This is a genomic window from Pedobacter sp. MC2016-24 (assembly GCF_015223055.1).
In the GTDB taxonomy this organism is placed as follows: domain Bacteria; phylum Bacteroidota; class Bacteroidia; order Sphingobacteriales; family Sphingobacteriaceae; genus Pedobacter.
Map to the genome: position 1 here is coordinate 275,726 of NZ_JADFBX010000005.1, position 13,927 is coordinate 289,652.

Below are 13,927 nucleotides of genomic sequence, written 5' to 3' on the forward strand. Positions count from 1 at the left end.
ACTGAAACAACCTAAACAGGCAAACAAACCTTCCCCATTTGCACCGAAGGAACACCTTCCCTATTGCCAAAATCGACACCCCTACCCACAAGCGTTTCATTAGCCAAAACGGCAAAAAGTACGGCTTCTTTAGCATCAGGATTAATATCCAGGTCATCTGTAGTAAAAAACTGGGCTGTGGGCAAGCCCGCCCTTAAGCTTCGCATCAACAAGGGATTGTGCATGCCGCCACCACTTACATAAATTGACGGCGTCTGACCGGCTCCAAAACAACGCTTTACGGCATCGATAATCACCGCCGCTGAAAAACCATTCAAAGTAGCCATAACATCCTCAGGACTGAGGTCAGCTACCCCGGCCGCCGCCATTGCATCTTCCAAATATTGTAAATTAAACAATTCCGGCCCAGTTGTTTTCGGAAATTCCGAACTTAAAAAATCAGCTCGCAGCAATCGCTCCAATAACAAATTATTGATTTGACCTGCCTGAGCTATTTTAGCCTGATCATCAAAATATAAGCCATCATAATGTCGTTGAACAAACTGATCCATTAAGGTATTACCCGGCCCCACATCGGTAGAAAAAACTTTACTGGCATCCTGATCGGCTGGTAAATAAGTAAAATTGGCAATTCCGCCAATATTGAGCATGATGCGATCTTCCCCCTTCCGGGAGAACAACAAATAATCACCATAAACGGCCAAAGGAGCACCCTCACCGCCCGCAGCAAGATGTTTTTGCCTAAAATCAGCAATCGTAACAATACCGGTATGAACGGCTATATGATCTCCATCCCCAATTTGCAGCGTAGCATTGGGATAGGCTTCAAGTCCATGCAAGGACTGCGGCGCATGGAAAATGGTTTGTCCATGACTGGCAATGACATCAATATCTTCCGGTTTTAAACCCCATGATGCAATGGCCTCCAAAATCAGTTCAGCATGATAAACCCCTATTTTTTCATTCATTAAACAAACCTGCTGCAAATCAGCATCACGTCTGGAAAAAATTGCTTTTACCTCTGCTTTAAATGCATTGGTATAAGGAACAGTCGTAAACTGGATCAACCGGACTTTAGTTTCCCTTCCTTCGCCCGAAATACCGCACAAAGCGATATCTAAGCCATCTAAGGAGGTACCGGACATCAATCCAATGATAATCCTTTCAGGCTTTTGAATCATGTCAAAAATCTTTTTCCAGTTTGAGTTCATATGCAAATGATTTGATTTATTTTCAAACTTAAGGCTTTTTTTAATAAAGCCGCTTTCACCTGCTTATCAACCGTTTGCACAGTACCCTTAATTTTCATTTTTAACCTGCAAATCGTTAAAAAAAGCACAAAGCACTTTTTAAAAAATTTGATTAAGTCAACTTAGTACCTATATTTACTGCTCCGTACAAAATTTAAGAACAAAAAATGGCTAGATTAAATCTTCTGGAAGAAACGCGCTTTGAAAGATTGCCCGTTTCTGTCTTTGAAAACCCCAGACAAGCTTCTCTTAGCGTAGCTAAACGCATCGGGGACCTCATCAGAGAAAAACAAAAAAACAACACTTATGCAGTTTTAGGACTCGCAACCGGTGCTACTCCAATCGCTGTTTATGCAGAATTGGTAAGAATGCACAAGGAAGAAGGCCTGAGCTTCAAAAATGTAATCACCTTTAACCTTGATGAGTACTATCCTATGCAGCCTACCGCTGCACAGAGCTATGTAACTTTCATGAACGAGAATTTGTTTGATCACATTGACATTGAGAAAAACAACATCAACATTCCTGACGGGACATTAAGTTTAGAGGAAATCCCTGCATTTTGTCTGGATTATGAGAAAAAGATTGGAGACCTTGGAGGATTGGACATCCAAATCCTCGGTATCGGACGTACAGGTCACATCGGATTCAATGAGCCAGGTTCTGCTCCAAATTCTGGTACAAGGTTAGTTACGCTAGACGACCTGACCAGACGTGATGCCGCAAGAGATTTCGGGGGTAAATCTTTTGTACCTACCAAAGCCATCACCATGGGTATTGGTACCATTTTCAAAGCAAGGGAAATCATTTTGATGGCCTGGAACAAGAAAAAAGCATCCATCATTAAAAAAGCTGTTGAAGGCGAAATTTCAAGTGAAGTTCCCGCGACTTACCTACAATTGTCAGACAACGTAGAGTTTATTCTGGATCAGGACGCAGCCTCTATGTTGACCCGTTTTGATACACCTTGGTTGGTAAAAGATTGCATCTGGGACGAAAAATTAACCCGCAAAGCAGTAATATGGTTAGCCAATACACTTAAAAAACCAGTACTTAAACTAACCGAAGACGATTTCAATAACAATGGCATGGCGCAACTTGCTGTAGAGCAAGGTCCAGTGTATAACATTAACATTCATATTTTCAACAAACTGCAACATACCATTACCGGCTGGCCGGGTGGTAAACCAAATGCAGACGACTCACAAAGACCGGAAAGAGCGGAACCAGCGAAAAAACGCGTGGTGATCTTCTCTCCGCACCCGGATGATGATGTAATCTCTATGGGTGGAACGTTTATTCGCCTGGTTGATCAGCACCACGATGTACACGTGGCTTACCAAACCAGTGGAAACACAGCCGTTTGGGATGACGATGCACTCCGCTTCGTGGAATTTAACATTGATTTCTCTGAAAAAATGGGCCTGGAAACTGCTGAACTGAAAGGCTTGTATCAAAACATGCGCAGTTTCATGGAGCAGAAAAAACCGAACCAGATTGATACCCGAGAAATTCAAACCGTTAAAGGATTGATCAGAAAAGGTGAAGCCATTGCTGGTGCGCGTTATTGCGGACTGGAAGATGACCACATCCATTTCATGGCATTGCCTTTTTATGAAAGCGGTAAAAGTCAGAAAAACCCGGTTACTGAAGCGGATGTCGTGTTAACCATGGAATTACTTCAAAAAGTGAAACCGGAGCAGGTATTTGCAGCGGGCGATTTTGAAGATCCACACGGTACACACATCGTTTGTTTCAACATCATCCTGCAAGCCCTGCAGCGCCTGGCACAAACAGAAAGCTGGGTTAAGGATTGCTGGTTATGGATGTACCGTGGCGCATGGCAGGAATTCCCTACCCATGAAATCGAAATGGCCGTGCCTTTAAGTCCACAGGAAGTAGAGCGAAAGAAATTTGCCATCTACAAACACCAGTCGCAGAAAGACCGTGCCGTGTTCCCAGGTGATGATGCCCGTGAATTCTGGCAAAGGGCAGAAGACCGGAACAGGGAGACCGCTCAGGCTTATGACGACCTCGGACTTGCTGAGTACGAAGCTATGGAAGCTTTCGTTCGTTATAAATTTTAACTACATTTATCATCGCGCTTCGTAAAACAAGCGCGATGATTGTTTATAACCCAACCAAATATGACCCCAAACCAGGTTACTCAGGAAACGCCTTCACGGCTACTCTCTTTAGATTTTTTTAGAGGTGCTACAGTTGCGGCTATGATTTTAGTGAATAATCCGGGCGATTGGGGGAATATTTATGCTCCATTAGAGCATTCGGAATGGAATGGCTGTACGCCAACAGATTTGGTATTTCCATTTTTCCTCTTCATCGTAGGCGTATCCATCGCCTATGCCATGGGCAGTAAAAAGACAGATCCGGCAAGCCATAGCAAAACCATTTTAAAAGCTTTAAAACGTGCACTGACTTTATTCGGGCTAGGCCTCTTCCTTTCGTTATTTCCTAAAGTATTTACAGATCCGATTGCAGCTTTTGAAACGGTAAGGATTCCAGGCGTATTGCAACGCATAGCGGTCGTCTTTTTCATTTCTGCAGTCCTGTTTATCAAGATCTCCGAAAAGAACCTTTTCAGGATCATGATCGGTATACTGGCACTTTACTGGGCACTAATGACCTTTGTTCCGGTACCTGGCGTAGGTTACCCCAATCTGGAAAAGGAAACCAATCTGGGCGCATGGGTTGACCGCGGTATACTTACGGAGGCCCATTTATGGAAATCTTCAAAAACATGGGATCCGGAAGGAATTTTAAGCACTTTACCGGCCATCGCCTCTGGCCTGTTTGGTATCTTAGTGGGCGTATACCTAAAAAGAAAAGACATTGACCCGGCCACTAAAATTGCCTGGTTATTTAGTACGGGCTGTGCAGTTGTACTGCTTGGGCTGTTATGGGACCTGCAGTTCCCAATTAACAAATCACTATGGACCAGTTCTTTTGTCCTGTATACGGGCGGCCTGGCCACCATAATCCTAGCCCTGTCTTATTGGATCATCGACATCCAGAAATACAATCGTTTCACCAAACCTTTTGTAGTATACGGGGTAAATGCCATCACGGTATTTTTTCTCTCAGGATTAATTCCAAGGATCATGCGTATGTTTGACGTAACCGCAGCAGATAGCACTCAAGTGAGCCTGCAGACCTGGTTATATTCCGGATTCACAGCACACCTGTCCCCCATCAATGCTTCCTTGGCCTGGGCAATCACATTCATCTTGTTTTGGTTGGTTATTCTATGGGTAATGTACAATAAGAAGATCATCATCAAGGTCTAAGCAGCTGTCTTTTTGTTAAATAATGTTAAATTTAGTACCATCTATCAGCAGGTGTTCGTAGGTTTGGCTGTAAACTTTTTATTCATGAGAAAAAAATTGACCATCCTGTGCTCGGGACTTGTGGTATATATGGCTATTTATAGTCCGGCATACGCACAAAAAACCGTAGTTCACAAAAAAACAACCACAACCACAAAAACCTCTTCAGGCACAGCAATCCCAAATGATCCAAATGTTAAAATTGGTAAACTGGCCAATGGATTAACGTATTACATTCGTAAAAATACAGAACCTAAAAACAGGGCAGAACTGTATCTGGCTACCAGAATCGGATCCCTCATGGAAGAGGATAACCAACAGGGACTCGCTCACTTTACAGAGCACATGGCCTTTAATGGAACCAAAGATTTTCCTAAAAACGAAATCATCAATTATTTACAAAAGGCCGGTATCCGCTTTGGTGCCGACTTAAATGCCTATACCTCATTTGACCAGACGGTTTATCAGTTACCAATTCCTACAGATAGCGCCGCATTGTTCAAAAATGGTTTTAAGATTCTTGCCAACTGGGCTGGAAAATTAACCATGGATGGCGATGAAATTGATCGCGAACGTGGTGTAATCGTAGAAGAAGACCGTCAGCGTGGTAAAAACGCGCAAGATCGCATGAGTAAACAGCTCTTGCCTGTTTTATTGAAAGGATCCCGTTATGCCAACCGCATTCCAATCGGAAAAATTGACATCCTGAACAGCTTTACCCACGATAAAATCAGAAACTTCTATAAAGACTGGTACCGGCCTAATTTACAGGCTGTAATTGCTGTTGGCGATTTTGATGTGAATGCAGTAGAGCAAATGATCAAAGAAAATTTCTCTGAATTGACCAATCCGGAAAATCCGAGACCAAGGTTGGCTTATGATCTGCCTGACAATAAAGAACCCCTCATTAAAATTGTAACCGATTCCGAGCAACCTTATAACGTGGCACAGGTCATGTACAAGCAACGTGGCACGGAGGTCAAAACCACTGCCGATTACAAAAAGAGCATCATGTACGGCATGATCAATAGCATGCTTGGCGCAAGGATCCAGGAAATTACCCAGAGTGGTAAAGCTCCGTTTATCCAGGCTCAAACAGGATACGGACAATACCAGGGCGGATTGGTTCCAAACATCAATGCCCTTCAATCTGCAGCAGTTTCTACCACGGGAGCAACCCTTGGCACTGCTTTAAAAGCTGTGCTCGCAGAGAACGAACGCATGAGCAAATATGGCTTCCTGCAATCAGAACTGGATGTAGCCAAAAAGAACATTACTGCCGGAAATGAAATGCGTCTCAAAGAAAAAGACAAAACCTCTTCCGCTTCGTTTGTAAAAAAATACTTAAGCAACTTCATCTCAGGCAGCATCATTCCGTCTACAGAATATGCCTATGCAGAAACAAAGAAAGCCCTTTCGGAGATTACCTTAGCCGAAGTAAACGCATTGGCAAAAACACTGATTACCAAAGAAAACCAGGTGATTGTGGTACAGGCTCCCGAAAAGGAGAAAGCAAATCTCCCTACTGAAGCACAGCTGATTGCCATATTGAAAACCGCTGGTGATGGTATCACACCGTATCTGGACAATTCTGTAAATAAACCTTTACTGGCTAAAAAGCCTAATCCAGGTAAAATTGTCGCAGAGCGTAAAATTGAAGCTATTGGTGTAACTGAACTAACTTTAAGCAACGGGATTAAAGTCTTGTTAAAACCAACTGATTTTAAAAACGACCAGGTGATTTTCAACTCCTTCTCTAAAGGCGGTCAGTCCTTGGCCAATGATGCAGAATTACAGTCGGCAAATATGGTGGAGCTCATTCCGCAAAGTGGTGTAGGCGAATTCAATCCAACGCAATTAAACAAATTACTGGCCGGAAATACCGGTAGAGCCGGAGCTTACATTTCCGACCTGTATCAGGGGTTCCAGGGAAGCGCCGCTCCTAAAGATCTGGAAACAGCATTCCAGATGGCTTATGCATATGCTACTGAGCCACGTAAAGATGCAGAGATATTCAATAAAAACATCAGCGACAGTAAAGTTGTTCTGGCCAATAAAAGTGCAGATCCGCAAAGTGTATTTGCAGATACTGTACAGGCAGTAATGTCATCGTATAACAAACGGGGCATGCCAACTACGCTGGCCGACCTGGACCAGGTTTCTTTAGACAAAGCCTATGCATTTTACAAAGACCGCTTTGCAGATAACGGAGAGCAGACTTTTGTAATTGTGGGTTCTTTTGACCTGAATACCATTAAGCCTTTAATTGAGACCTACATTGCCAGTTTACCAACACTGGGTAAAAGGCAGAATTTTGCAGACAATGGTGTAAATCCGCCAAAAGGCAAAGTAAGCAAAACAGTGTATAAAGGTCTGGAGGATAAGGCCAGCGTGGAAATGCTGATTCATGGCGACTATGAATTCAATGCCGCAAACAATACGCAATTAGAAGCGGTTAAAGCGGCTTTGGAAATCAAGATTCTGGAACGCCTGCGCGAGAAAGAAAGTGGCGTATACAGTCCTCAGGTTAGCTTAAGCGTAAGCAAATACCCCAATGCACATTATTATTTCGGTGTATCTTTCAGCTGTGCTACTGCAAACGTTGAGAAATTAATTGCAGCCGCACTGGACGAGATCGCAAAGATTAAAGAAAGTGGAGCAACAGCAGATGATGTTAGCAAATTTAAATCTGAAGAACAACGTCAGATCGAACTGAGCTTACGTAACAACAACTTCTGGTTAAACTACCTGACCAATCGCTTAAAAAATGGCGAAGATCTGCTTCAATTGTCACAAGCAAAAGAGAGACTGGACAGCGTAACGGTTGAATCAACCAAAGCCACTGCTCAGAAGTACTTAAATGAAGACAACTACATCCGTATGGTATTAATGCCACAGAAATAGGAAGTATTTTCCCTATAAAAAAGAGCGGCTGAATCAAATGATCCAGCCGCTCTTTTATGTAAAGCTATTTCGTTTCCACGCCAACCGGGCCGCTCGGCTCGCTCTCATTTTTAAGCCTGTCCAGGGCCGTAACCAGGTAATTATACCTTTTACCCTTTTCTACACTCGTATCGATAAAACTGGTATACTCTTCAAAACTGATTTTAAGGATGTTCCTCGCATCAAGCACACTAATCTTTTCTCCTTCTGTAAAACGATAAATGACATAACCCGAAGCCGTTTCCCCATCTTCAGCCTTCAGGGGCTTCTCCCATTGCAAATGCACGCCGTCACGATGAGCTTCGGCTGTCAGATGTTGGGGTTCATTAGGTGCAATATCATCCAGCCATGGCATTTGTGGCGGCAATGCCGGATACCTATACAAGTCATTTTTCAAAGAATCCCCAAGCGCCCGCGCTACGGTAGAGAAAGACTTGGAACTGAAAAACACACTTCCCTGCACTCTGTTGTTATTCCGGATATATCGGATCTGATCGGGAATCTGTCCCGGCTTTGCCCAGGCAGCTTCTTTTTTCGTCGTACCATTGTGCATCAGGTAGGGCCCCTGCCCAATGTATAAATGCCTGCCAAAAGTATTGTTGCTCCACCAGTCGACCAAAGTACCAAAAGGTGCGGCGCGGCGACTAAAGCTAAAATAGATCTGAGGATTAATGTAATCTACCCAACCTTCTTTCACCCATTTACGGGAGTCTGCATACAATTCTGAATAGTTGGACAGTCCATTGGTTGCCGAACCCAGAGAGTCTTCGGAAATGTTCTTCCATATGCCAAAAGGGCTGATTCCAAATTTGACATACTTTTTATAATGATGGATACTATCATCAAGCTGCTTGATTAGTAAATCGACATTATTTCTACGCCAATCGTTGATATTGGTAAAGCCATTGGGATGCTGATTGAAAGTTGCCGCATCTTTAATGGTTTGCCCCGCGATTTTATACGGATAGAAATAATCATCGAAATGTATTCCGTCAATGTCATAGCCTTTAACGACATCCAAAATGACCTGTACAATATATTCCCGCACCTCTGGTATACCCGGATCAAATTGCTTTTTACCCCCATAAACAAAAAAGAATTCAGGATGTTTTCTCGTCATATGTTCTTCGCTCACAACCGTATTTGCACTCATTGTAGCCCGATATGGATTGAACCAGGCATGAAGCTCCATCCCTCTGAAATGCGCCTCCTTAATCGCAAAAGCCAAAGGATCATAACCGGCAGCCGGGGCAAGTCCCTGTTTACCCATCAGCCATTGACTCCAGGGTTCCCTGGACTTGGCATAGAAAGCATCTGCAGCTGGCCTAACCTGTAGCATAATAGCGTTGATCCCATTAGATTTGTGTTGTTCAAGCAGGCCAATTAACTCTTGTTTCTGCTGATCTACACTTAAACCTGGTTTCGATGGCCAGTCAATATTTGCAACAGTAGCAACCCAAACACCTCTAAACTCCCTTTTTGGAGCAATTTTTGATGTGGTCTGGGCAATTAGGGAAATGGGGGGTATTATTATTGATAATAGTACATAAATTGTTGTTTTAAACATCTTTTGTAGTTAGGAGTATTTTAAATTGGTTTCATTTGTTAGGGCTCGTTAGGCCAACTATAGCAATTAAACGATTTTTTTTAAGGTCTCATACAATTTATATGTTTTTTTTACGCAACATGCAACGCCCTGCTCTTTTTTTAAACTGTTTTAGCATAGCATTTAATCCATGTCAGATTCAAAAGATATCGTAAATAAAGGTGACCGAAATAAGATCTATTTTTTAGTTATGGTTATTGTTGCGCTGCTGGGCACCAACCTATACCTTTACCTGAAAGATAAAAAAGAGAGCGAACGCTTTGTTTCTGTCAATACCGAAATGGATAGGCTAAAACTCGAAGTGGAAAAGATTGAAGTGGAGCTGGACAAGGTAAATACCCTAAATTTAACCCTCAGCACCAAATTACAGGAAGAGCAACAGTTAGCACGTGAAAAAATTGCTGAGCTAAAACAGGCCTTACAAAAAGGCGTATTAACCCAGACACAACTGGTTGCTGCTCAAAAAGAAATTACCGAACTTAAAGAATTTGTAAAAAAATACAACGATCAGGTTTTTAAACTGGAGCGTGAAAATGCTTACTTAAAAACGGAACGTGACAGCCTCCAGGAATCAGCCAATACAGCCAATCAACGGGCAGAAGAACTGAGCAGGAAAAATGCAGAATTGAACGAAAAAGTAAAAACCAGTGCCGCATTAAAAGCTACAAATGTTCAGATCACGGCATTTAAAGTTAAAAGCAATGGCAAGCATGTAGAAGTGACTAAAGCCGGAACTGCAAAAAAACTAAGTGTTTATTTTGGTATTGTTTCTAATCCACTGGCCAAAAAAGACTATCATAAAATTTACCTCCGTGTATTTGACCCTGCAGGCAACCTGATTGCCAATGAATACAACATGTTTGAGGCAGATGGACAGGAAATGCAATACAGCTCTTCTACGTCCATATCTTACAATGATGATGATACGTCCTACAAAATGGATTGGGTTAACCCTGGCGACTTTATAAAGGGTGTCTATTCGATCATTTTATATGTAGATGGTTTTACAATGGGTAAAGCCATGATCGAACTTAAATAAGTCTGGCTTAAGCCAGCGGAAAACTCAGGTAAAAGGTTGTTCCAACACCCTGCAACGATTTAAAGTTAACCGAACCGCCACCATTTTCTACAGCCTGCTTCACAAAAGCCAGTCCCAGACCAGTTCCAGATGATTTGGTTGTAAAGTTAGGTACAAAGATTTTTTCTTGTAAATCAAGGTCAATTCCTTTTCCGTTGTCCTGTATTTCAATGTGCACATTCGAGTCATCGTTTACAATCCGCATGCGGATGATACTGGTGTCCTGCGCATTACCAGCCTCCACACCATTCTTCAACAGGTTATTAAAAGTACGTAACAACTGATCTTTATTGCCCAAAATCTGTACATCTGTACTGGTGAAGTTGGAAATGTAAATTTCTACATGCTCCATTTCAGCAAAAACGTCACGGGCCTGCTCAATAATCGGCAATAAATGCAAGATTTCCAATTTGGTATCAGGCATTTTTGCAAAGTTAGAAAACTCAGAAGCGATAGTAGACAGGCTGTCTATTTGCTCTACAAATGATTTGTTGAACCGTTCAAATTTCTTTTCAAAATTGGGATCCTTTTCTTTCCAGCTTTTCTCCAGTAACTGCACGCCCAGCTTAAGCGGGGTTAATGGGTTTTTGATCTCATGTGCCACCTGCTTGGCCATTTCCCGCCAGGCACTTTCACGCTCTGACTTGGCCAACTTAGCCGCACTTTCCTCGAGTGCTGCAATCATTTTATTATATTCCCGGATCAACGATCCGATTTCATCATGCCTTGACCATTGAATAGGCTGATTCTTTTGGCCCAGCTTGGTTTTCCTAATGCTATCTTGAATAAAGGTGAGCGGGCTTGTAATCTGGTTGGCCAGGAATACCGCTAAAATTCCGATGGCCACAAATACCAATGCATAGATATTGATCAGCGTATTGATAAACAAACCAATTTTGTTTTGATAATCTGCCTCATTGCCATAATAAGCCAGTCCGATATAAGCAATCGTCCTGTTCTGCGCATCCCGGATCGGTGCATATGCTGCCGAATATTTAAAATCGCCAATATACTCTGCCGAGTTGACATATTCTGAGCGTTGAACCCGTCTTAAATTAATATAAGCCCCGGCGTTCATCACTCTTCCTATAATACCAAAATCATAAATTTTAGGAAGAGAGGTATATTTCAACGTGCCCTGAACATCAAAAAGATTGAGATAAGAAGCATTGATGTTCGCAAATTGGTTGAAATCAGCTTCTGATTGATCATTTGCTTCAGGAATCTTTCCTGTAGTAAAAACCTGCTTTTCATAAGACATCTGTACTTTACGGATCTTTTCTTTAATAAAATCCTGTTGTTGTTTACGGTATTCGTCCCTGATGTAAAAATAGGTAGTCCAGCCCACCACCAGCAAAGTAGCCACAACGGACAGGACAATTGAAAACTGAATCCGTGTTTTATACAAAATCTTATTGGCATTGATCATCAGTGAACGGTTGATGTTAAACCAGCCATTCCAACTGCCATCCAGGTTTTTCAGCAACCAGATCAGGGTATAAAGTGTAACGGAAAAGATAATGAAAACCAGGAAAAAGAAAGACAAGGTAGCCAGCTTCACCACAAAGGATACCTTTGTTTTACTGATGACTATCATTTTCGAATTCCCAGGCATATATACCAGGTGGGTATATCCCAAACTATCATTGAAAATCTTAATCTCCCCTACCTGACTCTTGAAATCAGTAGCGGAGAGTTTATAAGTGTACTTGCCAGATTGGTTCACGAGCTTGCCGCCATTATAAAAGGCAAAAGAATATTTACTGTAGTCATCCTCCCCTTTATTCTTTCCATCCACCAGTATTTCAGGAAGCTGACTATTGTAGTTGTATTGAGGGGATTTCAAATCAATCAATAAAGTACCCAAAATATGGTTATCATCTACAATAGGAATCATCCCGAAATAGTTCTGATAGCCAAAAGTATAATTCAGCCGATAGAAAAACTTCGATTCCGGAACCTTGACCGACCCTGATTTGACGAGGTTTTTATAATAACTTAAGGGAACAGGATCCTGCCTGGAAATGGAAGAATCATTCACGCCATACTCATACAGATTGTAATCAAATTGCGGAAGATATCCCTCCAGTAAAATGGTATTGATGTGTTTCTGAAGGTTAAAAGAACGCTTGAGTTTAGGCTGTTTAAAATATTCAGCAATAAACAAATCCGTTGAAATCGACTTCTCAAGGCTCTCAATAGAACTGATGATCTTAGGATCATCCGTCGCCCCCAGCTTTTGAGCAATCACAGAACGCTTGTTCTTTTCTTTCTGATCTGTAAATTTAAGGTACTTAATTGATGAAATAAAGGCCAGGCAAAAGAAAAGGGCTGCAAATATGCCGATGGAGAATTTATTGTTCCTGATGTATACATTCCAGCCAATGATGAAGATCAGCAACATATAGGCCACAAAGAAGATACTAAACCCGGTTTCCAGGCAATAGATCAGATAGCCAAGAAAAATAGTCAGGAACAACATCAAACGTTCTTTGTTGCGCACATTTAACAGCAATGTTTGCTGCATGAAAATGTTTCCGATCAGGTATACATTAAACCAGACCAGACATAAAATGACAATGCTGATCCAGCTGACCCAACCCAGATTGATGATATTGGTGATGTCAAAGTTGATTTTTGAATTGAGGATCAATCCCAGAAAAACCTGGTCAAACAAAATCGCCATGCCACAAAAGATGATCAGCAAGACCAAATGAAAACCCAGTCCGGCTACCTTATTCCGGCAAAGCCATCCGGGCAGGACATATTTATCCGAATAGGTATAAATAAACAAGACAACCCAGGTAATGGCAATAACATTGAGTAAAAAATCGCCTAAAGAAGGCAGGAAAAAACTTTCTCCAAAAATGGTCGGACTAAAAATCACCAGGTTAAACTGATGGTTAAACCAACCATATTCCAGGTCTGTAACCCGGATGGCAATGAAAAAGAAGGCAATCAATGCTGTACCCAATAGCAACTGGCCTCGTTTTGCCAGCCATGCACAGAAAGAATTGAAGAATAAACAAAAGCTGAAAAGACCGATAACCCAAAGCCATACTTCAATTGCGGCATAAATACTTTTGGAATAGCTGGCTTTCAGTTTAACATCAAAAAGTAAATTGCCTTCCAGGTTATTGATACTGTACACCTCTGTATCGGTAAAGGTTGCCCTGGACAAGGAGTTATCCGGACAGAGCGAAGCGGAAAGGGTATTGCTTAAGTATTGGTTTTGAATGGAGTAATCGTTTTCAATTTCGATCAGAAAAATCAGCGAATAATCACCGGATACTTTCTTGATCACTTCATAATAACCATTTGAAAACTGTTTGAAGGAAGAGCCTTCTTTAATCACCCTCGGACTTGGGGGAAAGGTTTTAAATGAACTCCAGAACTTAAGCTGATCGTTTTTATACGTCAAAAGAATAATCCTTTTGTCGCGGTAATTGTCAATAAAGCTTAAGCCCTGGCTTTCGTTTGCCTGATATTTTTTTGCGCTTTCAACCTGTTGTGTATCGGCTAAAAAATCATAAATAATCCGTTCAGTAGCAGCCAGGTTCTTTTGAAGTTTCCCGGCTTCATGACTTAAAAGATCTTTCTTGGTAATGGAATGTTTTAAAGAGATCGCAGTAATAATACAGCAGGCGCCCAGTATCAATAAAAGAAATCTGATTTTACCTCCTATACTCACGCCAAATCTATTTTA

7 protein-coding genes are annotated in these 13,927 nt (G+C 41.8%); 4 read left to right on the top strand and 3 right to left on the bottom strand.

Going from position 1 to position 13,927, the window contains the following annotated elements:
- Positions 1-11 precede the first annotated feature (11 nt).
- Positions 12-1,211, bottom strand: a complete 1,200-nt coding sequence (locus tag IM797_RS14405) for an anhydro-N-acetylmuramic acid kinase (protein ID WP_194127847.1) — start codon at positions 1,209-1,211, stop codon at positions 12-14.
- Positions 1,212-1,417: 206 nt separating this feature from the next.
- On the opposite strand from IM797_RS14405, the gene nagB reads away from it, so the two are divergent.
- From nagB to IM797_RS14420, 3 genes are all read left to right on the top strand, one after another.
- Positions 1,418-3,337, top strand: a complete 1,920-nt coding sequence (gene nagB, locus IM797_RS14410; protein ID WP_194127848.1) for a glucosamine-6-phosphate deaminase — start codon at positions 1,418-1,420, stop codon at positions 3,335-3,337.
- A 60-nt stretch (positions 3,338-3,397) separates the two neighbouring features.
- Positions 3,398-4,555 carry an acyltransferase family protein gene (locus IM797_RS14415; protein WP_228098867.1) on the top strand — a complete coding sequence of 386 codons (1,158 nt, stop codon included), beginning with the start codon at positions 3,398-3,400 and terminating at the stop codon, positions 4,553-4,555.
- A gap of 84 nt (positions 4,556-4,639) precedes the next feature.
- Positions 4,640-7,498 carry a pitrilysin family protein gene (locus tag IM797_RS14420; protein WP_194127849.1) on the top strand — a complete coding sequence of 953 codons (2,859 nt, stop codon included), beginning with the start codon at positions 4,640-4,642 and terminating at the stop codon, positions 7,496-7,498.
- Positions 7,499-7,562: 64 nt separating this feature from the next.
- Here IM797_RS14420 and IM797_RS14425 read toward each other — a convergent pair whose 3' ends face one another.
- A complete protein-coding gene (locus tag IM797_RS14425) occupies positions 7,563-9,104 on the bottom strand; it encodes a glycoside hydrolase family 10 protein (protein WP_194127850.1) in 1,542 nt (513 codons plus the stop codon).
- 169 nt (positions 9,105-9,273) lie between these two features.
- Here IM797_RS14425 and IM797_RS14430 point away from each other — a divergent pair, with 169 nt between their 5' ends.
- A complete protein-coding gene (locus IM797_RS14430; RefSeq protein WP_194127851.1) occupies positions 9,274-10,182 on the top strand; it encodes a hypothetical protein in 909 nt (302 codons plus the stop codon).
- A 7-nt stretch (positions 10,183-10,189) separates the two neighbouring features.
- Here IM797_RS14430 and IM797_RS14435 read toward each other — a convergent pair whose 3' ends face one another.
- On the bottom strand, positions 10,190-13,912 hold the full coding sequence (locus IM797_RS14435) for an ATP-binding protein (RefSeq protein WP_370583083.1): 3,723 nt from the start codon (positions 13,910-13,912) through the stop codon (positions 10,190-10,192).
- Between the last annotated feature and the right edge of the window lie 15 nt (positions 13,913-13,927).